We start from the raw sequence: 23,612 nt of genomic DNA, 5'->3' as shown, positions 1-23,612 counted from the left end.
CCAATAAGAAATCTTTGAGATGCACCACACGCTCATTTTCATTCTTGGACAATGCTTAATTTACACGACTTTCAGCCTTAACTGAACCGTATTGGTTCAGAAGTGGTTGCAAACTATGCGCGGTATAGACGTGGAATGGGATGACCACAGCGCCCGTAGTCTTCGCCTCCTCACATCTGAACCGGAAACATCCTCCTTACAGCTATCTGTTACCGATACTCTGCGGTATCTAGCTCCTGGCGTGGTGGAGTGGGAAAAACTTGAGCTAGAAAAGCGAATTCAAGTACCAGAAGTCCTTAGCATTGGTATGTCCCGTATGTACTTAACTTCTTTACCAGGATTGCCACCTGCAAGACGCAAACTTGCTGCTGAAGAAATGGTCGAGGCTATGTGCTACTCGGTAAGAGGTGCAGAGAATTTTCTAGATGGGGTATTTCAGGATTTAGAACAGCGAAAACAGCAGCAACCTGAATGGTGGAGCGATCGCGATCGTATCTTGATTGTCGTGGGTAGCTACGACGAATCCGAATGGGTCACGTCTATCTTACAATCGCGCTACCCTCCGCCGTGACAATGCTCCTACTCATCTTCATGGGATTCTGCGAAGCGAAATCAGGAATCTACAACATTTACCCACCCAGATTGTAGTTGCTCCTTTGATGGCTTTAGAGCGGGGTCATAACATCTTGAATGCTCAAGGCAAAGCTGCATTTGGTGCAGTGTTATTCCTCAATAGACCGATGGCAGGGTGTGTGTGATGATAGAGAGCGATCGCTTTACCTGAGCGTTAGAAAGCCTTTAAATACTGAAAAGCACATATTACGTACATGGCAGTCTCGTCTTGACAATGGCAGCAGGCAACCTGGAAAAGCCAGAATCTTAGAAATTGCCCTGATTCATCACCCACAAATCAAAGGCGACAAGCTAGCTCATTTTGTTCACTCTCTCAGAAGTCGCTGGCCTTATTTTGCAAATGATGTTAGTCTCCCATTGCCTTTTCGCTTTGCTATCAAGGCTAAAGAGTATGCTGTAAGTATCAGAGATACTATAGAACCCTCAGAGGCTGATGATTCAGACTTTTAGCAACAAAGCCGCCTTTTAGATTTTGCAGCTACATTAAATCACTAGCTGTTAAACGTTAAGCTTGGTAAAAATGGGAATAAGTAGGACGTTTCCCTGAATAAAGCTACTATCGAGATATGAGCAATACCAGTAACTTTCGTGAAGCTTTCCGTGAAGCTAAAACTCAAGCCCTTATTGGCCCAAATGTAATTGCTAACGCCCTGCCTTACGTAGGTGGCGGTCTTGTGCTAACGGCACTAGGGACATACGGCGGTCTGGGAGTTATCCGTGCTAACCCCCAACTATTTTTCCCCACCTTCATAGGTGCGGTGATTGTGGAGTTAATTCTGTTCTTTGTTGCCCAAAATGTCGCTGAAAAAGGTAACAAAGGGCTTGCATTGCCCTTGTTGGCAACCTACAGCCTCTTATCTGGATATACTCTCAGTGGCCTAGTTTTTGTCGCTTTGGGACAAAAAGGTGTTGGCATTCAAGGTATTGGTTTGGCTGCCCTTAGTTGTGGCATCACATTTATTGCCGCCCGTCAAATAGGTTCAAATCTCTCTGAACAAGACGGCATAGCTTTGACAAAAACCATCAATCTTGGTGTTATCGCTTTGGTGGCTGTATGCTTTGCCCAATTCGGGTTTGCCATGTTTGGTGTTTACACACCAAATTGGTTAGAAATCGCTATTTCCGGTTTAGGAGTATTCCTGTTTGTTGGTGCATCTGTCGTCGATTTCTACATCTTGCCGCGTGCTTACAGCGATGACCAGTATCTGCCTGTGGCTTTGTCGATGTACCTTACTTACATAAATTTGTTTGTCTTTATCTTGCGGTTGCTAATTGCCATAAATGGCCGCGATTAAGTACCTGTAAGTAGAAAAACTTAACAAATTATCAACCGTGGTTAAGCATTAGCAGCCACGGTTTTTTGTGGGATGAGAAACTAGAGCAATTTTAGTAATACAATATGTAGTAAGTTATCAACGCCTGTGAGTAAAACCATGCTGGAACTGTTGAACATCAAACGCGAAGTAGAAAGGTTATCAAATATCTTGACTAAGGCTGAAGGCTGTCTTTGACGTTCGAGAACTGAGTGCAAGAATTGAGGACTTGAATGAATTAGTTTCTCAACCTACTTTCTGGCATAATTCCATCACTTCGCGTCAGACACTTCAAGAAATTGATTCACTCAACGCTAAAAAGAAACAATATCAGCGATCGCACTTCATTCTAGAAGATATCAAGGCTGCACTAGAACTACTAGAATTATCTGCTGATGAGGAATTGTTGCTAGAGGCGCAAACCAACCTTACCCAACTCCAGCAAGAACTTGAAACAGTAGAAATACAACAATTGATGTCCGACCCCTCCGACCAAAAAGGTGCATTTCTAACTATTACTGCTGGGGTTGGTGGTGCAGATGCTCAATATTGGGTATATATGCTGCTACGAATGTACTCTAAATGGGGAGAAAGCAACAGTTACAAAATCCTTTTAGTGGAAGAATCTTGCGGGGATTTAGCTGGAATTAAGTCTGCCTCCTTGGAAATTATCGGTCGTTATGCATACGGCTACCTAAAATCAGAAACAGGCACACATCAACTAGAGCAAATATCGCCCTTTGATGCTGCTAACAGCTTGCGAACGAGTTTAGCTAGTGTAGAAGTTATCCCAATATTGGGTGAGTCTGTTGAGTGGGAGATTCCAGAGAAGGATTTGGAAATTACTTTTTATCGCTATCGGGGGAATGTCAACCGGACAGAAACATGGGTAAAGATAGTTCACATTCCTAGTAGGATTAGTGTATCTTGTAACCAAGAACGCAGTCAGATGCAAAACAAAGAGAAAGCCTTAGCTATTCTCAAGAGTAAACTGTTTGCGATGCCTACGGCTGGCTACGCCTACGCACTAGCCCAAGGTGTCCAGATTGACAAAATTCAACCTCGGCTAATAAAGTCTCTATCCAGCAAGCTCATCCGTGAATATATCTTGCATCCTTACACCAAGGTGAAAGATTTACGTACTAATGTAGAAACACCTGCTGCGACAGAGGTATTAGACGGCAAAATTGATTTGTTTATCAAAGCCTATCTGCAACAGCTAAATCAGACTACTTCAGTTACCCAAGAAGCACTTGATAATTCCAAGTCACTTTTGTAACTTAGAGTAAGTAGTGGAGAAAAAATTTGCCCAACTACAGCTAAAATCAAGAAACATAAGTAGAATAAAGGGCAATTTTCAAATCTAAAGCGCTCTATCTATCATTCAGCAAGCACTATGGAAGTTTTAGAACTCAAACGCGAAATCGAAACGTTGTCTGGCCGCCTGGGTAAAACCCAGGACTATCTTTGACGTACCTGCACTGACAGCCAAAATTCAAGACCTAGAAAAAATATCAGCACAGCCAGAATTTTGGGATAACCAAACCCAGGCTCAACAAACCCTGCAAGAACTCAACGACCTGAAAGCCCACCTCCAGCAATACGATCGCTGGCACGCCAATCTAGAAGATACCAAGGCAGTTGTTGAATTGTTGGAGTTAGAAACTGATGAGGCACTACTCCAAGAAGCAGAATCTACCATCACTAAACTGAATCGTGACCTGGATCAGTGGGAGTTACAACAGTTACTTTCTGGCCCCTATGATGCGGAAGGTGCTGTATTGACGATTAGTGCTGGTGCTGGTGGCACAGATGCTCAAGACTGGGCATTTATGCTGATGCGGATGTACACTCGTTGGGGCGAAGCTCATGGCTATAAGGTAACTTTAGCTGAAGAGTCAGAGGGTGATGAAGCCGGAATTAAATCGGCAACCTTAGAAATTACTGGTCGCTATGCTTATGGTTACTTGCGATCGGAAATGGGTACACATCGCTTAGTGCGGATTTCACCTTTTAATGCCAACGGCAAGCGACAAACCAGTTTCGCAGGGGTGGAAGTGATGCCGCAGATTGATAACTCTGTGCAATTGGATATTCCAGACAAAGATTTGGAAATCACCACAACTCGCTCTGGTGGTAAAGGTGGTCAAAACGTCAACAAAGTAGAAACTGCGGTGCGGATTGTTCACCTTCCCACTGGTCTTGCCGTGCGCTGTACAGAGGAGCGATCGCAGCTGCAAAATAAAGAAAAAGCCTTAAATCGCCTCAAAGCAAAGCTGTTGGTCATAGCCAAAGAGCAACGTGCCCAAGAAATTGCCGAAATTCGTGGCGATATGGTGGAAGCCTCCTGGGGAAACCAAATCCGTAACTATGTGTTTCATCCTTACCAGATGGTGAAGGATTTGCGTACAAACACAGAAACAACAGCGATTGGTGATGTGATGAATGGCGAAATTGATACATTCATCCAAGCTTATCTGCGCCAAGAAAATAAACTAGTAGAAAATACTTCGGTATAGAGGCGCTCGTTATATAACACCCTGATTGCTAAGGCGTTTCACTGAGAAACGCCTTAGCAATATATAGGCGATCGCAATTCATCGCAATTCTATGTTCAGACCAACTGTTACAGTTATAAAAGAGTCTGTAGACAAATAATTATGAGCAACTCACCTTCAACAGAACCTCAACCTAGCTACGTAAAACTCGCCATGCGAAACATGGTGCGGAAGAGTGGAACTTCCTTAAAGCATTTTGCGTTGACTGCTGTAGGGCTTTTAGCTCTGCTTGTTGGTCTTGCTTACCTCACTCACTAACGACAAATCGTAAACCTCAGACAAGGAGACTGTGTGCCCCTGAGAGTTGAACTATATGTGGAGGAGTATTTTTATGAGTTGTCCCCGACAACATCTGTAAAAATTGGCGAGACTAATGACCGAATTACCCCTGAAACTTGGGAAAACTGGTTTAATCACTGGTTGGAAATACTTCAGCCTCAGATTCCACCAGCGCCAAGTTATGAAATCGGGCTGCGTTTGACAGATGACTTGCAAATTCAAGAACTGAATGCTCAGTATCGTCAGCAAAATAAGCCGACAGATGTTTTAGCCTTTGCAGCTTTGGAGGTGGATTTTCCTCAAAGCAAAGAAATGCTTGCCTCTGTCCCATTATACTTAGGTGATATTATTGTGTCTGTAGATACAGCACAACGCCAAGCTCAAGAACAGGAACACAGCTTACCAACTGAGCTAGCCTGGTTAGCTACTCATGGTTTATTACACCTGTTGGGCTGGGATCATCCTGATGAAAAAAGTTTGGAGCGAATGTTAAAACAGCAAGTGAGATTGCTGAATGCAATAGGTATTGCTATTGACATCGAATAGCAGTAGCTGATGTATCTCTTAATGTTAATTTTGGGTAATACTTTTATAATACTTCTGTGGAAAATTGCTTAAAGATTGCCTCAAAGTTAATTCTGCCATTAAGATCGGCGAATATTCCCACTGTAGCAACTCTGTTCTCGTGTTTTTAAGTCTATGACCCAAAAAATTTCTCCATCACCAACGCCTACCTCGTTACAAACACTGGTGTCTAACGAACGGGAATTCTCCTGGAAAGTAGCCTCTAATTTATTTGTTAGTTTTAAATATGCCTGGGCTGGAATCAGCTATAGTTTTCAAACTCAACGTAATTTTCGCATCCACGTAAGTGTTTGTGCAATGGCGATCGCTTTAAGTGTTTTTTTGCATCTGCGAGCCGTGGAAATAGCCGTAATTGGTATAACTAGTGGTTTAGTTTTAGCATTAGAGTTACTAAATACAGCGATCGAGTCCCTTGTGGATTTAACCGTCAAGCAGACATACCATGAATTGGCAAAAATTGCTAAAGATTGTGCGGCTGGTGCAGTGCTTGTGTCTGCTTTGGTAGCAGTGCTAGTAGCTGGTATCCTATTACTCCCTCCTCTGGTAACGTTGATTATATCGGCTTTATAGCTGTGACTTGCGTAGGACTAGCCCACCGCAAGCATCGCCAAGTGAGTAATTTGGTAAAAAGATCGCACTCTGTCCAATCCCCTTTGGAAAACATATTCAAAATTTAAGTAATGCGATTGTGCCAAGCATCCTGACTAAAGGATTCCTTGGTAATCTTTGAGAAGTGGCCGCAGAGTAGCTGCTTCATACCTATGCGTCCACGTCAGCGTTATTTTTACACCTAACGAACAAATAGCATAAGATACTTATCTATGCTTTTTGCAACTGATGAGTGGTAAAAACCAGGAGTGATAAGCTTTGATTATAGTTATTGACAATTACGACAGTTTTACATATAATTTAGTGCAGTATCTGGGAGAATTGGCATCAGAGTTCCCAGTGGCAGATGATATTAAAGTTTTTCGCAACGACAAAATATCCATAGATGAGATTCGGGCATTAAAGCCGGAAGCCGTAGTTATTTCTCCTGGGCCTGGTCGCCCGGAAGATGCTGGCATTTCTTTAGAATTGATTGAACAGCTAGGACAAGAGTTACCAATTTTGGGTGTCTGTTTGGGACATCAAAGCATTGGTCAAGTGTTCGGTGGTAAAATAATTCCTGCTCCAGAGTTGATGCATGGCAAAACCTCTCAGGTGTCTCACACTGGAGTGGGGGTTTTCCGGGGATTAGAAAGTCCTCTAACCGCCACTAGGTATCATAGTTTGGTAATCGAACGTGAGACTTGCCCAGATGTGTTAGAAATCACCGCTTGGGTTGAAGATAACACCATTATGGGAGTGCGACACCGGAACTATCCTCACATTCAGGGCGTCCAGTTTCACCCAGAGAGTGTCCTGACAGCTTCAGGAAAACAGTTATTGCGAAATTTTCTGGAACAGTTACAGTCAAGAGCATAATTAATGAAACGACGACAGTTGATGGGCTATGCTGGGGCGGGGTTGGTAACAGCTTTGCTTACTACCTTGGGTTCTGAATCTCAAGCTGACGCACAATCTAGCGGTTTATCAGTTCAGTGGTTGGGTCATACTTGCTTTCTTTTTACTGGTGGTGGTGCGAAAGTTCTGGTCAATCCATTTCGGACGGTTGGTTGTACTGCTGGGTATCGTCCCCCAAAAGTTGCAGCAGATTTGGTACTGATTAGCAGCCAACTTTTAGATGAAGGTGCTGTAGACGTACTACCGGGAAATGCAAAACTGATCTACGAACCAGGAGTTTATGAGTTTAAAGGCATTAAATTCCAAGGAATTGCTATAGACCACGATCGCAAAGGTGGTAAGCAGTTTGGCTCAAATACTGCTTGGAGTTGGAAGCAAGGCGGAGTTAATATCCTACACTTAGGAGGAGCTGCTGCACCCATTTCCATTGAGCAAAAAATCCTGATGGGGCGTCCCGATGTGGCATTTATTCCAGTGGGAGGCAGTGCAAAAGCCTACAATGCTGAGGAAGCAAAGCAGGCTGTTCAAATATTAAATCCCAAGTTAGTGATTCCAACCCATTACCGGACACAAGCTGCTGATGCTGCTAAGTGCGATCTTTCCCCACTAGATAATTTTCTAACCTTGATGCAAGGTATGACAGTACGGCGTAGCAATGGAGATAGTATTTCCATTAGCCCTAGCAAATTGCCGGAAAAGGGGGAAATTCAGGTTTTGAGTTACAAATTTTGAATAAAGGGGACTGGGGATTGGGAAAGAAGCAGAGGAAGCAGGGGGAGAATGATGACTCCTGCCTCCATCTCCTGAATTCTGAATTCTTATTTTAGAATGTATACCACTCTCCGGTCAGCTTATCTGCGTCGCTGATAGGATTATCAACTGCCGTTGTCCCATCTATAGTCCAGATGGTGTCTGTACCTGCTGTCTGATCGCGCCAGTAGATATCAGTTTTGCCATCACCGTTGAAATCGCCAAGAGATGGTGTCAAGGCAGCGTTATTAGCTGGTAAGAAAGCTTCAGTTGCAACTGTTGTACCATCCATCAACCAAGCAGTGTTCTCACCAGTTGTGCCATTGTGCCAGAAGATATCGGTCTTGCCATCACCGTTGAAATCGCCAATTTTGGAAGTCCAGGATGAGTCAAGTGTACCTAAAGCACCTTCTGTGACTAAGATGCCATTCATCGTCCAAACCTTGTTCTCACCAGTTTGAGCGTTTCTCCACAGAATGTCTGTCTTAAAGTCGCCGTTGAAATCACCAAGGCTAGCAGTCCAGGCGGCATCTTGTGATTGTAGAGCAAAGTCAGTCTTTTGCGTACCATCCATAAACCAAGCGACGTTATCGCCAGTTGTCTGATTGCGCCAGAAGATGTCACTCTTGCCATTGCCGTCGAAATCAACAATGGTAGGAGTATATGCTGCGTCTGTAGTGTCTAAAACAGTTGCATTCAGAACTGTGGTGCCATCCATCTCCCAAATAGCATTCTCACCGGTTTGACTATTGTGCCAGAAGATATCGGTTTTGCGATCGCCATTGAAATCTCCAATCTGAGGACTCCAGGCTGGATCGACGCTACTTAAAGCAGCCGCACTACCAACTTTGGTTCCATCCATCAGGACAACGCTATTCTCACCGGTTGTCTTATTGCGTAATAAGAAGTCGGTTTTGCCATCAGCATTGAAGTCAGCAATTTTGTAATCATAGGCAGATAGGTCGAATTGACCTAAAGAACCCTGTTCGATAACTTTTGTGCCATCCATCAACCGAATGATAATCTCACCAGTTGAAGAATTGACCCAAACTTTGTCCGTTTTGCCATCACCGTTAAAGTCAGGAGTAATCGCCGCACTAGTTAAGTAAGGATTAGGATTGGGATTTGCTGACGTTTTAATAGGCGCAGTTATCGGTTGACTTTCTAGTGCTAGTGAAGAACTCTTATTTCCAAACCCCAAATCATAATTTAAACTCTTAAGAGAAGTTGTCAAGATTTCTGATTTTGCAAAAGAATCTGATGCTAATCGAGATGTATTCAAAGCTAAGGGTGAGGAATTTTGATTTTCAGGCATGGTGAATTTTTATTATTGGCTGTCATATTTTTTTAACTTTTTTTGGCAATCTCTTTCTGTAACGAAATAACATTTACCTGGTTTTCAAGATTTCTTTATAACTATTTTTTATTTATTAATGTCACTTTTTGAAGATAAATATTTGTTTGTTTTAAACTATTTTTGTAAAATTTTCAAGTTCGATATAAGCAATTGCAAAATATGTTTTGTGATATATATAATTATTTATAAATAAAAATGATTAATTTATCTATTTTCTTTGACATTTGAAGATTGTATCGAAACTTCACCTGTGAACTATAAATTTATTTTATGTTTAATTAAATAGATTTAATTAAGATAGAAGCGATCGCTACATTAGTCCTAATGAATTTCTCTAATATTACCTTTGTTTTTTGGCACATCTTTAAGTAGTGGCTGAAGCTCCATTATTTTTTATTTTCTAAACAAGCTTAGATAAAAAATAACCTTGATCACCGGCTAGTCCTAAATTTGAGCTATCTAATTTAACCCAATAAAAATCAAATGCTATAGGGCTTTTGCTAGTAATTGGATGTATTTCCCAATGCTGCCAAGTAGATGGTGTAGACTGAGTTAATTCGAGATGATAAACATAACGTTCTTGAATTTCATCCCGATAGGGAGTCATGTTGTATTGATAAATACCCAATAACTCAATAATACGAACTCCCTTAACACCAGATTCTTCATAAATTTCTCGCAGCACAGCTTCAGATGGCTCCTCACCTTTTTCAACTGTACCAGCAGGTACTTGCACGCCAGCTTCAGGAAAATCAGTATGTGTAAACACCATTAATTCATCTTTGTTAGTTACGTAAGCGAGAACTTTTTTTATTGTGGGTTGAGTAGACATATTTTTGACTATGTGTTGTTAGATTTATGAAATATTAGAATGTAAGATAAACGTTGAAAAATTATTTCATGAATATCCTAAATCATTAGATAGCTACAAGATTCCCAGCTTTTTTAAAAAGTAAGGAATATAACTCTTTTGAGATAATTGATTATTATCTAATGATTTATGACTTGAGTGGAAACAAATATTGGTTAGAATAACTTAGATTAGCAACTATTAAGAGGCATCATCTGTGCATCTGTTAGTTGCTAAAAGTCTCAAATAATACAATACTTTTAAAAGTACATCAACTATGCAAGCAGAATATCGGCAGCGTCGCGAACAGTTAATGGCAAAAATTGGTGATGGAACAGCCATTTTTCGCAGTGCGCCAATGGCAGTAATGCACAACGATGTCGAGTATGTTTATCGGCAAGATAGTGATTTTTTTTACTTAACTGGTTTTAATGAACCACAAGCAGTAGCAGTGTTAGCGCCGCATCATGCAGAACATCGGTTTGTGCTGTTTGTCCAACCAAAGGATCGCGAAAAAGAAGTATGGACTGGTTATCTTTGTGGGGTAGATGCAGCCAAGGAAATTTATGGTGCTGATGAAGCGTACCCGATTAGCGAGTTAGATGAAAAGTTACCGCAGTATTTAGAAAAAGCCAGCCGGATTTACTATCACTTAGGACGCGATCGCAGTTTTAACGATCAAATCCTCAAACATTACCAAAGTTTACTGCGGACTTATCCTAAACGCGGTACAGGGCCGATCGCTATTGAAGATACTGGCCCTGTCCTCAACAGCATGAGATTGATCAAAAGCGAAGCTGAGTTGGAATTGATGCGTCAAGCAGCTGCGATCGCCACCGAAGCACACAATTATGCCCAAGAAATCGCCGCACCGGGACGTTATGAGTACGAAATCCAGGCGGAGATGGAGCGGATCTTTCGAGTTCGGGGTGGAATGGGGCCTGCTTATCCTTCCATTGTGGCTTCTGGTGTAAATGCTTGCGTACTACACTACATTGAAAATAATCGTCAAATGCAGGATGGAGAATTACTGCTAATTGATGCCGGTTGTGCTTACGGTTATTACAACTCCGATATTACGCGGACATTTCCTGTTGGGGGTAAATTTACGCCAGAACAAAAGACGCTGTATGAGATTGTTTTGGAGGCGCAAAAACAAGCGATCGCTCAAGTACAACCAGGTAATCCCTTCAAATTAGTTCACGATACAGCAGTGCGCGTCATTACAGAAGGTTTAGTCGAAGTTGGTATTCTCAAGGGTGAAATTGATAAGTTAATTGAAGAAGAGAAATACAAACCATATTATATGCATCGCACTAGTCATTGGTTAGGTTTGGATGTCCATGATGTCGGTGTTTACCAGCATGGTGAAGATAAACCACAGATTTTACAACCAGGTCAAATTTTGACAGTGGAACCGGGATTATATATTGTGCCAGATACCAAACTAGCAGAAGACCAGCCAGAGACCGATCCTCGATGGGTTGGGATTGGTATTCGTATTGAAGATGATGTGTTAGTAACACCTGGAGGACATGAGGTGTTAACTGCGGGGGTTCCTAAAGAAATAGATGAAATAGAAAAATAAAAAATGGGTATGATGCCCACCATTTGTAAGATACGATTGTAAATCGCACTTAATACGGACAGAACTCACAGAGGTGGATTTCAAATCCTTGATTTAGTATTAGTCCACGCAGGTGGACTTTGCTTTGTGTAGCCGCTACTTCCAGTCGCTTTTAAAACTCCACTTCTAAAGGAAAAATTGCGGTGAAAGTAGAGCCAACGCCTACCTGCGAGGCTAGGTTAATTTGACCTTGCAATAGTTTTACCAACCGCGAAACGATCGCTAATCCCAATCCTGTACTATCAGGAAGATAGGGGCGATCGCTAGAACTCACGCGAAAGTAGGGTTCAAATATCTGGGCTTGGTTTTCGGGTGCAATGCCAACTCCAGTGTCAGAAACTGCGATCGCCCATCTTTGCTTCTCCAACACCTGACACATGATAATAATAGTTCCCGACTCTGTATAACGAATCGCATTACTAAGAAGATTTGTAATAATCTGTTGCAACTGAAATGAATCTGTGATTAATTTTTCAGGGATGCGATCGCAATCGACTACGATTTGTAAATTTTTTCCCACAGCTAAAGGTTCCAACATTTGACAGACATTATCGATTAATTCCCGCACATCGGTAGGCGCTAATTGGATTTTTATCTGTCCTGCCTCATAGCGGGAAAGTTCTAGTACATCATTGATTAAATGGAGTAACTGTCTACCATTGCGTAGTACCCGCTCAATATGTTCTAAATTAGTATAGTTGTCTTTTATACCAGCTTTCCGCCGTTGTTGGCGTAAAAACAGATCCGAATAACCAATAATAGAAGTTAGAGGATGTTTTAATTCGTGGGCTAGTTGGGAAAGATACTCTTGATTGGCGCTAATTAACCGCGTCAGTTCCTCATTATGGAGCGTTAATGATGCTTGCAACTGCTGTAATTCCCGCAAGCGTTCCTCAACATAACTCTTGAAACATCGAGCGATCGCTTCGTCTAGGATAGCGTCAATCAAACGCATAGAACGAATTATCTCTACAGGTGTTCCTTCCAATAAATCTGCTTGTAGAGCATCAAATATTATTGTTCGCAGCAGATGATATTCTCTGGCGATTTCTGCTGGGTCAAAGCCTTGTTCGGCTCGAATAGCTCCATGCTGAAAACTGGCAGTAACTATTGACTGAATATCATTATCCTGAGATTTTGAAAGCACTGTCACCATAGCTTTCAAAACATCAGGGACGTGATCCTTTACAGCTGTATAAGATAGATCATCAGCACTTTCAATCCGTCTATCCTTGCGAACCGCTAAAATCCATTTATCGACGATGGTATCCGTTTTTTCAGCCAGTACTTGACTAAAATCCATTATGTTAAATTCAGCTAGGAGATAGATGAGTAAACTTCCATATCCAATTAGTTTAACGAGTGCAGTGAGCTTTTACCAAATTTAACAATTTAGTTCACCTACCAAAAGAAATAGATTATATATGTTATTTTGTTTGCTAATTAAGTAGTCGTATATAAAATATTATCGGTATATTCCGTTTTCTATTAAAAAATATTAATCAAGCACGTAACATTTTTGATACTTTGCTTGACTATATTGTTTGGCTGTCTGTCCAAGGAGTTCACTCACAACACAACTCAATACACAAGTACTATATATCACTAAGAAGTAACTAATAGCACTGAAATTAAGTATTAAAATAAACAACATTTCTCATAAAATAGATGGCTTTTACTGAGCATCAATGTTATATTGTTCATAATGTGAATAATTTAGTATCCATTAGAGTAAGTCAGCCTAATTCAGCGTGTCACAGTGCATAACGCTGGAGCGGAGGAACCAAATTGTGGGGCGTATCTCATAGAAAGTGAGGAGTTGAGAGTAGAGGAGTTAGAAGTTACTAACTACTAATATTTAACTCATAACTCATAACTTTCTTCAGAAGGGCATCTCTCAGCCCTAGCCCGTCAGCTAACTTCGTAGGCATTGAGAGGAGACTGAAGAGACGGCATTATTTATAATGTTCCGATCTCATCGGTGTCCAAGGCTGGTACTGCTCGAATTTTTTGTACCTGCACTTAAATCTGTTGAGGTCGTAAATGATATTTCAACTAAATTTGGCTGCGATCGCGGCGATCGCTGGACAAGCTGCTTGGAAAAAAACAAAACCTGTAATTGTCAAGGATGTTTTCTTTCTACCTATATTGGGTTTCTTGGGAATAATTGTGCTGTGGTGGATTGTTGCACTTGCCAACCATGAATTGATGCCCACTCCACCAGAAGCGCTAATTGCTAATCTAGACTACATTTTAAATCCCTTCTACCAGCGAGGCCCAGGCAACTTAGGAATTGGTTGGCTATTGATCGCAAGTCTGCGCCGGGTATTAATAGGCTTTTTGTTGGGTGCGGTAGTAGCGATTCCTCTGGGGTTTCTAATTGGTATGTCCAGATCGGCAATGCTAGCGCTTAATCCGCTCATTCAAATTTTTAAACCTGTATCGCCCCTAGCTTGGCTACCCATCGCCTTAGCAATTTTCAATTTAGCAGATCCTTCAGCTATTTTTGTCATATTTATTACCTCCTTATGGCCAACAATTATTAATACCGCCTTAGGAGTTTCTAGCGTTCCCCAAGATTATTTAGATGTGGCACGAGTCCTAGAAATGCCCCGTTGGCGACGGATTACAAAAATCATTTGGCCTGCAAGTTTGCCGTATATTTTTACAGGTTTACGAATTAGTTTAGGGATAGCTTGGCTAGTAATTGTTGCCGTAGAAATGCTTACAGGCGGTATTGGTATCGGCTTCTTTGTCTGGGATGAATGGAGTCGCTTAAACCTGAGTTCAGTGTTTTTAGCTGTGTTCATAATTGGCTTAACTGGGTTAATTCTAGATTACGCCGTGGGTAAACTTCAAGAATTAGTAACCCATCGTCCTAAAACTTCCAACTAACAAAATCAGGCTGCTATCAAAACAGCAAAGACTCTGCATCTCAAGCGTGAGCAATTAATCACCAATGGAGCTACAAGAATGGGTGATATTAACTGGACTCGACGAGATATTATCAAGGGAATAGGAGCAACAACGGCGGGAATAGCGCTGTCTTCCTGTGGGATTTCAGGAGATAGATCGGCCAAAGGATTGACAGAAGAAGCCTTAGCTGTGCAACCAGTAGTTAAAAGTGGCGACCTAGAAAAAGCCGATCTGACAGTTGGTTACGTTCCCGTTAATGATTGTGCGCCATTTGCGATCGCCTGGAAAAAAGGTTTCTTCCGCAAGTATGGTTTGAACGTTACACTCAACCGCGAAGCCAGTTGGGCTACCTCCCGCGACGGTGTAATTTTTGGTCGCCTGGATGCTTCACCCGTGGTATCTGGTGCAGTTACCAACGCCAGAATTGGTGCTGAAGGCGCACGCCATGCCCCCTTGTGTGCAGCCATGACCATTCACCGCCACGGTAACGCCATGACAATGGACAAAGCTATGTGGGATTTTGGGCTGCGTCCGTGGTACGAGTATCAACAACAATATGGCGATGGTGCTTTAGAAGCCTTTGGGCGCGATTTCCGAGGCTACTTTGACAAGCAACCGCCAGAAGGCAAAGTTTGGGCGGTTGTTTTAAGTTCCGCCATTTACGAATACTTTATCCGTTACTTATCCGCCGCCGCTGGTGTAGATCCGCTTAAAGAGTTTCGGATCATCATCGTTCCGCCCCCCCAAATGGTAACAAATGTGCGGATTGGTGCCATGCAAGCTTACATGGTTGCAGAACCCTGGAACACACGAGCAATAACAGGTAACGAAAACATCGGCTTTACCTTCGCACAAGGTAAAGAGGTCTGGTTGGGACATCCAGATCGCCTTTTGGGGGTGATGGAATCTTTTATTGAGAAATATCCCAAAACCTATCGTTCACTAGTCAAGGCGATGATTGAAGCTTGCCAGTATTGCAGCAAAGTAGAAAATCGCCAAGAAGTAGCCGAACTGATAACAGACCGTTCTTTTACAGGTGCTAAACCTAAAAAGAAAGATGCCCCAATCGCGAAATTTACAAGTCCGGGAATTCTTGGCAATTACAACTATGGCGGCTTTGACGGCAAAGACCGCACCATCAAAGCCGCCGACACCACGATTTTCTTCGATATTCCTGACAACCTTCCCAAACAGCCAGGAGAACACTCGACATTCTTATGGAGATCGAGAAGTATCTGGTTGATGACACAAGCAGCGCGGTGGGGACAAATTAAGCAATTCCCCAAAAATGCCGAGAAACTAGCTCAACAAGGCTGGAGAACAGATTTATATCGGGAGATAGCATCGGAAATGGGCATCCAATGTCCCAAGGATGATTACAAGGTCGAACCACCAGAGGTATTTATAGATAAGAAAGGCTTCGACCCCAGCGATCCGGTGGGTTATCTGAATAGTTTTGCCATCAGGGCTAACGCTCCCACTCGTTTTTTCATGTCTTAAATCCCAAGTTCAAATATTGATTGACTCAATTATTTCCGGAGCCTTTGATGATGGAATATACCTCATTACCTATTAATACCCAGACCGAAGTTCTTCCCCGCCCTGGATTTTTAGAAATTGAAAATTTAGTCAAGTCTTATCCGACACCTGATAAAGATAATTTTGTCGTTTTAGATGGGGTTAATCTGACGATTGGTGAAGATGAATATATTTCTGTAATTGGTCACTCAGGTTGTGGGAAATCAACTCTACTAAAGATAGTAGCTGGTTTAGAAAAAGCAACTTCCGGCTCAGTCAGGCTAGATGGTAAAGAAATTCGTCAGCCGGGAGCCGAAAGGATGATGGTATTTCAGAACTATTCGCTGTTACCTTGGTTAACAGTGCGAGAAAATATCCGTTTAGCCGTAGATGAAGTGTTAAAAAATGCTAATCGATCTGAAAAAATTAGCATTGTAAATCAACACTTGGCAATGGTAAACTTGACGGCGGCGGCTGACAAATATCCCGATGAAATTTCTGGAGGTATGAAACAAAGAGTAGGTATTGCTAGAGCCTTAGCAATTCGTCCCAAAATGTTGCTGATGGATGAACCTTTTGGGGCACTAGATGCATTAACTCGTGGTAAATTGCAGCGGCAGGTATTGGATATTTGGGAAAATAATCGTCAAGCAGTGATGATGATTACCCACGATGTAGATGAAGCAATTTATATGTCCGATCGCATCGTCTTAATGACCAATGGCCCGGCTGCTAATATCGGCGAGATTTTAGAAGTTCCTTTTGAGCATCCACGCGATCGCGCCGCCATGCGAAACTCAAAAGAGTATTTTGAACTCCGCAACCACGCCTTAAATTTCCTCGATCGATATTTTGCCCAAGACGAGTAAATTAGATTATCATTTTTTTAGCGGGTAGCCTAATTCAAATTCATGAAAGCTGAATTTGGAACGGAGGAACCAATGTTTGGGGCTAATCTTACACAGAGGAGCAATTTAAGAGTTAAAAGTGAAAAATAATTAATTTTTAACTCAACACTTAGCACGGGCTAAACGCCCTGCTATCGCTAACAGCACTTAGCACTCCTAAGAGAGAGACACCTTCCAGTCTTAGCCCGTCAGCTAACTCCGTAGGCAATGGAAGGAACCCCCAAGATTTTGGCTGTAATACAGTTATTATTGGGGTTTCCTTGATTAATTTAAGATTTGAAATTTTGGTTATCGTCACTCAATCTAAAATCCAAAATCTAAAATTGGTCGCCCTGCTTCTCATTGCTAATTCATTTCATTAGGAGAAGTAAAGCTGTGCAAATTAAGCCAATGCTAGCACGTCTGCAAAGTGCCACAGGTCGAGATGACTTAATTGAACAAATGGTACTGTTGCCAGAACCAAACAAACCTTTTTCTCAAAAGGCGAAAGCAGTTAATCTAATTGTTGCTTATGACGCATCTCCCAACAGTCATACGGCATTAGATATTGCTTTTTGGATTGCCCATCAAACGCGTTTGGCTACCAATACAGAAGTTACAGTTCAAGCCGTTTATGTAGTAGAAGAGAATCAAAGCAATCAGTATCCAAATATCTTAAGCTTTCCCCAACAACAGTTTTCATTAGAATGTGAACTCAGTGAAGTATCAAAGTCTGTCACACAGGTATTAACTCAACCTAAATTACAGACAGCGATCGCTCCCCTACAACAAGCAGATATAATTCTCTGGCAAGCGCGGAGTCTGGCTGAAGAATGGCAGGGTTCTTTCAAATCTCATTTACGGTTTGGCTGCATTTCCACAGAACTTAGCAAAGTTGTTGAATCAGAAGCTGCCGATATTCTATTTTTAGGTTGCAACTCTGTCGATCATCCAATGATTGAAGCTCTAGGTTCTAATTTTCCCTGTGCCGTTTTAGGCATTCCCAGTTGTATTGATGAATAATCGCTGTTTAAAATTTCAGTAATTTTTATCAAATTTTGATTGCAAAAAAGTCACTTACAAGTAGGTGACTTTTTTGCTACTCAATAAATAAACTTCGAAAGGTAGTAATAAAAAACTGGCAAGCATTTATAGAAGCCAATGCAATACTGCTTTATTCACATTCAATATTTTTGTTGGATGAGCAAAAAACAGAAACTAGAATTGGTTCATTTACAATAAATTTACCTGCTTGGCTAGGCTTATATCCAAGTGGGTGGATTTTTATAAGTCTTGATGATGTGTATAAATCAGCAAATGCGATCGCTGTTCTTTGTAAGTATTTTATAGAAGCTTTTACAGAGTGGAATTGCATTGTAAATATGAGCATCCCAAATGTGTAAAAACATAATTTGTCATTGTGAGTGTAACGCGGTGAAGGAAAGCAATCGCAAAGTACAGATATTGCGATTGCTACCCTATAGGTTCTCTAAAGAAGTACATTCTACAACTCTTAGAGACGCTACCATGCTTGTGGCAGACGACTAATAGCCAATCAAATGTAAAACGTCGCGCAGGACACTATAACCAGCTAAATCCCAAAGCAAATAGGCAAGAAAGCCAATAGCTGCCAAGCGACCATTCCAAATTTCGGCTTGGGGTGTCCAGCCAAACAAAAATGCATTACGGTCTATACCATTGTATGCGGGTGCAACAGCTGGTAAATCGGTAGAAGGACGAGTTTCTTGAGTTGCCATTTTTTCTCCAAAATTTAGTAGCTTTTTAAGTGTTTAGTTTCTAGTAGCCAATCAGATGTAAAACGTCACGCAAGACGCTATAACCAGCTAAATCCCAAAGTAAATAAGCTAGAAAGCCAATCGCTGCCAAGCGACCGTTCCAAATTTCCGCTTGAGGAGTCCAGCCAAACAAAAATGCATTGCGATCTATGCCGTTGTATTCCGGTGCAACAACTGGTAAATCTGTAGAAGGGCGAGTTTCTTGAGTTGCCATTTTTTTCTCCAAAATTTAGTAGCTTTTTAAGTGTTTAGTTTCTAGTAGCCAATTAGATGCAGTACGTCACGTAGGACGCTATAACCAGCTAAATCCCAAAGTAAATAGGCAAGAAAGCCAATCGCTGCCAAGCGACCATTCCAAATTTCCGCTTGAGGAGTCCAGCCAAACAAAAATGCATTACGGTCTATGCCGTTGTATTCCGGTGCAACAACTGGTAAATCTGTAGAGGGACGAGTTTCCATTGTTTTTTCCTTCCTAATCAAGTTGGTTTTTATTCTTTAAATGCTCTCGTAACCAATCAAGTACAAAATATAGTCAACTAAATCCCAAACTAAATAGGCAAGAAAGCCAATCATTGCAAAACGACCGTTTAAAATTTAGGCTTGAGGAATCTAATCAAACAGAAAATCATTGCGATCGCAACTATTATATTCTGTTGACATTACTGGCAAATCTCTAGAAAAAGGAGTTGCCATTTCCTGCCCTCAACAATTCGTTTGTTAACTTTAATGTAGCTATTAATAACTAGAATGCTTTCTGTCTATGGGCACAAAAGACAAGCACTTCTTCTGGCCGATGCTCAAACGTATTGTTATAAATCAATCCACCTAGAGAGGGTGATAAAAATAGATATTTAAATAAATTTAAACTATTTGAAAGCAAACTATTCTTAAAATAAAATTACTCTCTATAAATTAAATAATTAAAGTTAGCACTACATAAGTAATATTGCTTGTCAATTGAATTATGTTTTTTACCAAGAGATAGCAAAAGTTATATCTTCCGCTGGATGAGGTTTTCAGCCTTTGGAGAGATGCTTTAAAGAGGTAAATTCTACGATTGTGATCTAAAGAGTTAGGTATTGCCATAGGTACAAACATAATAAATACTAAGAGTTGCTTCTCAAGAAATTCTTAATTCCCCAAATTTAAACTTAGTAGGTAGAAGGAAATCCAATGTTCCAAAGTACGGAAATCATGGTGGGACTCTATAAACCACTATTATGGTTAGCACAGGTTCCAGTAGAATCCTCAAACGTCACGCCAGAACAGGCATCAGTTCTCATTTCGGGGCCGCGCTTTTTTGTAGCTTTAATCTCCGGCGTGATTCTTGCCTTTGCTTTCCAATTAGTTCTAACTAATCTCTCCCTTGCAGCCGGTATTTCCTACCTGGGGCACTCATCTGACTCGGATTCAGATAATGGGGAAGTCGGAAGTTTGGGCGGCAGTATTCGCAAAATCGGCACAGCAGTAGGACTTTGGACATTAGCCACTGTGACTGTCGCCTTATTAATCGCTTCTTATCTAGCAGTAAAATTGAGCCTTGTCATCTCAGACCGAGGATTGGGAGCGATTCTCGGTTTGGTGATTTGGGGTGCTTACTTTTTGCTTCTAGTTTGGGTAAGTTCCACCACCGTAGGCTCCTTAATTGGCTCAGTTGTGAATACGGCAACATCTGGCTTTCAGGCGATTATGGGGACTGCTACCGCCGCACTAGGTGCGAAAGCTGTAAATAGCCAAGTGGTAGCCACAGCTGAAGCCGCCGCCGCTGCTGTTCGTAGAGAACTAGGAAGCGCCATCGACCCCGTAAGTATCCGAGAAAACATTGAAGATTACTTAGAAAAGATTCGTCCTCCAGAACTCGATGTATCAAAGATTCGGAGTGATTTTGAAAATTTACTCAACGATCCGCAATTAAAAGCGATCGCTGGGACTCCAGATATCCGCAACATCGACCGCCAAAAATTTATCGAGTTAGTCAGCAGCCGCACCGATCTTTCCAAAAAAGACGTTAGCCGCATTGCTGATACTTTATATAAAGTTTGGCAGCAAGTGGTAAGTCAGCAACCAGCCACCGAAGACCGTTTGGGTGAGTTGATGGATTATCTGAAATCGCTTCCACCAGGACAAAGCAAAACAGACGAACTCAACGCCAAACTAGATCGGTTATTAGCAGACAAAGGTAGTTCCAAAGAACCTGACCAAAAAGCAGCTACCGGGCCAATTCAAAGTACACTCCAGCAAGGATTATCTGCGTTAACCGGCATTGTGTTGGGACGTACAGATTTGTCTGATTTGGATGTGGAAAAAATCTTGGGTAGTCTCACTAGCGCTAAAGATAAAGTCACCGAACAAGCAGATAAGCTAGGCTTGCCAACACCATCACAACCCTATAGCCCAATTCGGGCTGATGTGGAAAATTACCTCTACAATACTTATGCTTGGCAACTGAGTCCAGAAAGAATTGCCCAGGAATTTCATGATGTCATCTACGACCCAGCAGCCGACCCTGGAATCGTTCGTAGGGAACTAGAACGGCTATCCCGCAATGATTTCGTCAAAATTCTGCAACAACGAGGATTGCTGACTCAAGGTCAAATTCAACGCATTGCCAATCAGCTAGAAACTGTCCGCCAAGAAGTGCTAGTAACAGTCAGAGCTATTGAAGAAAGAGATATAGTTCAAGACTTGCAACGCGCAGTAGAAAGTTATCTACTCGTTACTCCCAAGGCAGATTTAACACCCGAAGGCATTGAGCAGAATTTTAAACCACTGTTGGAAGACTCAGAGGCAGATTATGAAACCCTGACATTGCGACTAGCACACCTTGACCGCCAAGAAATTCGGCAGATATTGCTACAACGTAATGATGTCCAGTTATATGAAGTAGATAGCATTGTCGATGAGTTGGAAAAACAACGCGATCGCGTCTTGGTAGAATCCAAAGGATTAGCAGAACAGGCACAATATCAAGCAGAAACCCTGTGGCTGAATGTAGAATCATATCTGCGTAACACAGGTAAATCAGAACTGAATCCTGATGGCATCCGCGCCGACTTCAAAAAGCTACTAGAAGATCCGCAAGCTGGAATTAGCTCAATTCGGGCACGCTTGTCTCGCTTTGACCGCGATACCTTAGTGCAATTGTTGAGTCAACGGGAAGATTTGAGTGAAGATCAAGTTAATCAAATCATCAATGCTACTGAAGAGTCGTGGTACAGTATTCGCCACACACCCCAAGCTGTAGTCGATAAAGCTAAAGAGCAATACGACTCTGTGACAACAACGATCGCAGATTATTTACGCAACACTGGCAAACAAGAACTGAATCCAGAAGGTATTCAGCGAGATTTGACCAAATTGTTTGAAAATCCCAAAGAGGGAGCCGTCGCACTGCGCCGTCGGTTGTCGAAGGTAGACAGAGATACACTGGTGAAATTGCTCAGTCAACGCCAAGACTTGAGTGAAGAACAAGTCAATGAAATCATTGATTCCACCCAAACTTCGATTCGTAACTTTGTGCGTGCGCCTCGTCGTCTAGCTAGCCGTACACAACAAAGAGCAGAAACATTCAAAGCTTATCTGGAAGAGTATCTGCGCCAAACTGGTAAAGAAGAACTCAACCCTGAAGGTATCAAACGCGACTTGCAATTATTGTTGCACGATCCGCGAGTTGGGGTGGAAAGTTTTGGCGATCGCCTTTCTCAGTTTGACCGTGATACCATCATTGCCCTGCTGAAAATTCGGGAAGATATTTCTGATGAAGAAGCAGCACGGATTGCCGATAATATGGTGTCCGTAAGGGATCAATTTGTCGAACAAGTACGGAGCATTCAACGGGGCATTCAAGATGCAATTGACGGGGTTTTCGCCCGCATTCGCAACTATCTTAACTCCCTGGATCGCCCAGAACTTAACTATGATAGTATTAAGCGCGATATTCGCACAGTTTTTGACGATCCCCAAGCAGGTTTCGATGCCCTGCGCGATCGCTTATCCTCCTTTGACCGTGATACCCTAGTGGCAATTATGAGTTCTCGTGAGGACATCTCCGAAGAAGATGCCAACCGGATCATCGACCAAATTGAACGGGCACGCAACACAGTATTGCAACGTGCAGAACGCATACAGCACGAAGCCCAACGCCGTCTAGAGCAGGTAAAGCATCAAGCACAGCGGCAAGCAGAAGAAACCCGCAAAGCCGCAGCTACAGCAGCGTGGTGGCTGTTTGCCACAGCATTCGTCTCCGCGATTTTCTCTGCATTAGGAGGAGCGATCGCTGTAGTTTAACAAGTTGTCTCCGCTAACTTTTCAGCCTCCCATTATGGGAGGCTTTTCTATTTTAAGTACGTTGAGAAGAAATAAAAATTATGTCTTTCAATATAGTCATATATGAATATCCTTTACTGCTCTAATATCAGCAATTAGATGGGTGAAAATAGAATTGGTTTTATGTTTTACTTTTATTAAATAACTTGCAATTGAATCTCAGCCTATTATCAATAAATTACTCCGTAATTTTTGCAAGTTAATAATTTTACCTAAGTAGCAATTTCAAACAATGGAAAACACGTTAGTTGATAAAACCTTCCGTGACAGCGATGGCAAAATTGTTGTGGCTCAAATGCCAAACCCCCCACTTATTCTTTGGATAGTAGCTAGTTTACTCACTCTAGTTTTTACAAGTGGTAAAATCAATACAGTGTTAGATTTTGTGGCAAATGGCGCATTGTTTACTTGGGCGTGGATGGAGCTATTTCAAGGCGTTAATTATTTTCGCAGAGCGCTAGGTCTTGCCGTATTGATTGGAATGATTGCATACAGAATTCAATAAATATACGTAATTAAGTAATAAATAATACTAAAGGAATGCTAAATTCCTTTTTTTTGTCCAAAGTTTAAAATGTGAATAAAGTCATACTGACATTATGACTTTATTACACTGTGTTTTCTTATTCAGCATTTTAAACTGAGAGTAATACAGCAAATCAATTAAGTCGTGTAACAAACAAAACTTACTGTAAAGTTAATGAGTAAGAA

Annotated in this window: 23 protein-coding genes and 2 riboswitches; of the genes, 17 read left to right on the top strand and 6 right to left on the bottom strand. The window is 41.7% G+C overall.

The window, feature by feature from the left end; translation table 11 throughout:
- The first annotated feature begins 115 nt into the window (after positions 1-115).
- The 10 genes from V7K45_RS03270 to V7K45_RS03225 all read left to right on the top strand — a co-directional run bounded on the left by V7K45_RS03270 (position 116) and on the right by V7K45_RS03225 (position 7,606).
- Complete coding sequence (locus V7K45_RS03270) at positions 116-571, top strand: hypothetical protein (protein ID WP_335000321.1); 456 nt, start codon at positions 116-118, stop codon at positions 569-571.
- Positions 572-690: 119 nt separating this feature from the next.
- The gene (locus V7K45_RS03265) at positions 691-1,083 is read left to right on the top strand and encodes an RNaseH domain-containing protein (RefSeq protein ID WP_335000319.1); all 393 of its coding nucleotides are present in this window, start codon (positions 691-693) and stop codon (positions 1,081-1,083) included.
- Positions 1,084-1,199: 116 nt separating this feature from the next.
- Entirely contained in the window at positions 1,200-1,928 is a 729-nt protein-coding gene (locus V7K45_RS03260; protein WP_335000317.1) for a Bax inhibitor-1/YccA family protein, read from the top strand.
- A 141-nt stretch (positions 1,929-2,069) separates the two neighbouring features.
- Positions 2,070-3,225, top strand: a protein-coding gene (locus V7K45_RS03255) for a PCRF domain-containing protein (RefSeq protein ID WP_335000332.1) whose coding sequence is annotated in 2 segments (ribosomal slippage) — positions 2,070-2,141 and positions 2,143-3,225 — 1,155 coding nt in all. Because the reading frame shifts where the segments join, the coding sequence is not laid out codon by codon here.
- Positions 3,226-3,342: 117 nt separating this feature from the next.
- Positions 3,343-4,465 (top strand): peptide chain release factor 2 gene (gene prfB, locus V7K45_RS03250; RefSeq protein WP_335000315.1). Its coding sequence is split into 2 segments (ribosomal slippage): positions 3,343-3,414 and positions 3,416-4,465, totalling 1,122 coding nucleotides; the frame shifts between segments, so codons are not numbered across the junction.
- Between the two features lie 141 nt (positions 4,466-4,606).
- Positions 4,607-4,762 (top strand): DUF3285 domain-containing protein, encoded by a 156-nt coding sequence (locus V7K45_RS03245; protein WP_335000313.1) that lies wholly within the window; start codon positions 4,607-4,609, stop codon positions 4,760-4,762.
- A gap of 39 nt (positions 4,763-4,801) precedes the next feature.
- Complete coding sequence (gene ybeY / locus V7K45_RS03240; protein WP_335000330.1) at positions 4,802-5,329, top strand: rRNA maturation RNase YbeY; 528 nt, start codon at positions 4,802-4,804, stop codon at positions 5,327-5,329.
- A 153-nt stretch (positions 5,330-5,482) separates the two neighbouring features.
- Positions 5,483-5,938, top strand: a complete 456-nt coding sequence (locus tag V7K45_RS03235) for a diacylglycerol kinase family protein (RefSeq protein WP_335000311.1) — start codon at positions 5,483-5,485, stop codon at positions 5,936-5,938.
- A gap of 297 nt (positions 5,939-6,235) precedes the next feature.
- Positions 6,236-6,835, top strand: a complete 600-nt coding sequence (locus V7K45_RS03230) for an anthranilate synthase component II (RefSeq protein WP_335000309.1) — start codon at positions 6,236-6,238, stop codon at positions 6,833-6,835.
- A gap of 3 nt (positions 6,836-6,838) precedes the next feature.
- Entirely contained in the window at positions 6,839-7,606 is a 768-nt protein-coding gene (locus tag V7K45_RS03225) for an MBL fold metallo-hydrolase (protein ID WP_335000307.1), read from the top strand.
- Between the two features lie 91 nt (positions 7,607-7,697).
- Here the strand turns inward: V7K45_RS03225 and V7K45_RS03220 are convergent, their stop codons facing one another.
- Complete coding sequence (locus V7K45_RS03220) at positions 7,698-8,939, bottom strand: FG-GAP repeat domain-containing protein (RefSeq protein ID WP_335000305.1); 1,242 nt, start codon at positions 8,937-8,939, stop codon at positions 7,698-7,700.
- 442 nt (positions 8,940-9,381) lie between these two features.
- Entirely contained in the window at positions 9,382-9,813 is a 432-nt protein-coding gene (locus tag V7K45_RS03215) for an NUDIX hydrolase (protein WP_335000303.1), read from the bottom strand.
- Positions 9,814-10,108: 295 nt separating this feature from the next.
- Here V7K45_RS03215 and V7K45_RS03210 point away from each other — a divergent pair, with 295 nt between their 5' ends.
- Positions 10,109-11,419: an aminopeptidase P N-terminal domain-containing protein gene (locus tag V7K45_RS03210; protein ID WP_335000301.1), complete on the top strand. Its 1,311-nt coding sequence runs from the start codon at positions 10,109-10,111 to the stop codon at positions 11,417-11,419.
- Between the two features lie 151 nt (positions 11,420-11,570).
- Here V7K45_RS03210 and V7K45_RS03205 read toward each other — a convergent pair whose 3' ends face one another.
- Positions 11,571-12,761 (bottom strand): sensor histidine kinase, encoded by a 1,191-nt coding sequence (locus V7K45_RS03205; protein WP_335000299.1) that lies wholly within the window; start codon positions 12,759-12,761, stop codon positions 11,571-11,573.
- Between the two features lie 425 nt (positions 12,762-13,186).
- A riboswitch (cyclic di-AMP (ydaO/yuaA leader) is annotated at positions 13,187-13,403 on the top strand.
- A 98-nt stretch (positions 13,404-13,501) separates the two neighbouring features.
- On the opposite strand from V7K45_RS03205, the gene ntrB reads away from it, so the two are divergent.
- The 4 genes from ntrB to V7K45_RS03185 all read left to right on the top strand — a co-directional run bounded on the left by ntrB (position 13,502) and on the right by V7K45_RS03185 (position 17,802).
- Complete coding sequence (gene ntrB, locus V7K45_RS03200; protein WP_335000297.1) at positions 13,502-14,353, top strand: nitrate ABC transporter permease; 852 nt, start codon at positions 13,502-13,504, stop codon at positions 14,351-14,353.
- Positions 14,354-14,431: 78 nt separating this feature from the next.
- Complete coding sequence (locus tag V7K45_RS03195) at positions 14,432-15,874, top strand: ABC transporter substrate-binding protein (protein ID WP_335000295.1); 1,443 nt, start codon at positions 14,432-14,434, stop codon at positions 15,872-15,874.
- Positions 15,875-15,924: 50 nt separating this feature from the next.
- Positions 15,925-16,761: an ABC transporter ATP-binding protein gene (locus V7K45_RS03190; RefSeq protein WP_335000327.1), complete on the top strand. Its 837-nt coding sequence runs from the start codon at positions 15,925-15,927 to the stop codon at positions 16,759-16,761.
- Positions 16,762-16,798: 37 nt separating this feature from the next.
- A riboswitch (cyclic di-AMP (ydaO/yuaA leader) is annotated at positions 16,799-17,022 on the top strand.
- A gap of 168 nt (positions 17,023-17,190) precedes the next feature.
- Positions 17,191-17,802 (top strand): universal stress protein, encoded by a 612-nt coding sequence (locus V7K45_RS03185; RefSeq protein ID WP_335000325.1) that lies wholly within the window; start codon positions 17,191-17,193, stop codon positions 17,800-17,802.
- A gap of 521 nt (positions 17,803-18,323) precedes the next feature.
- On the opposite strand, the gene V7K45_RS03180 is transcribed toward V7K45_RS03185, so the two are convergent.
- Genes V7K45_RS03180 through V7K45_RS03170 form a run of 3 tightly spaced genes read right to left on the bottom strand, consistent with a single transcriptional unit; the run spans position 18,324 to position 19,034 of the window.
- Positions 18,324-18,536, bottom strand: coding sequence for a high light inducible protein (locus V7K45_RS03180; RefSeq protein WP_335000293.1), 213 nt, complete (start codon positions 18,534-18,536; stop codon positions 18,324-18,326).
- 40 nt (positions 18,537-18,576) lie between these two features.
- Positions 18,577-18,789, bottom strand: coding sequence for a high light inducible protein (locus tag V7K45_RS03175; RefSeq protein WP_094350426.1), 213 nt, complete (start codon positions 18,787-18,789; stop codon positions 18,577-18,579).
- Positions 18,790-18,830: 41 nt separating this feature from the next.
- Positions 18,831-19,034 carry a high light inducible protein gene (locus V7K45_RS03170; RefSeq protein WP_335000291.1) on the bottom strand — a complete coding sequence of 68 codons (204 nt, stop codon included), beginning with the start codon at positions 19,032-19,034 and terminating at the stop codon, positions 18,831-18,833.
- Positions 19,035-19,748: 714 nt separating this feature from the next.
- Between V7K45_RS03170 and V7K45_RS03160 the strand changes: the two genes are divergently transcribed.
- Together V7K45_RS03160 and V7K45_RS03155 are read left to right on the top strand one after the other, a co-directional pair.
- Positions 19,749-22,862 carry an MFS transporter gene (locus tag V7K45_RS03160; protein ID WP_335000289.1) on the top strand — a complete coding sequence of 1,038 codons (3,114 nt, stop codon included), beginning with the start codon at positions 19,749-19,751 and terminating at the stop codon, positions 22,860-22,862.
- A 271-nt stretch (positions 22,863-23,133) separates the two neighbouring features.
- Positions 23,134-23,406, top strand: coding sequence for a hypothetical protein (locus V7K45_RS03155; protein ID WP_335000287.1), 273 nt, complete (start codon positions 23,134-23,136; stop codon positions 23,404-23,406).
- Positions 23,407-23,612: the final 206 nt, after the last annotated feature.

The sequence above is a fragment of the Nostoc sp. genome (assembly GCF_036917375.1).
In the GTDB taxonomy this organism is placed as follows: domain Bacteria; phylum Cyanobacteriota; class Cyanobacteriia; order Cyanobacteriales; family Nostocaceae; genus Nostoc.
The sequence above is the reverse complement of the archived record's forward strand: the minus strand, read 5'-3'. Positions and strand labels throughout refer to the sequence as shown.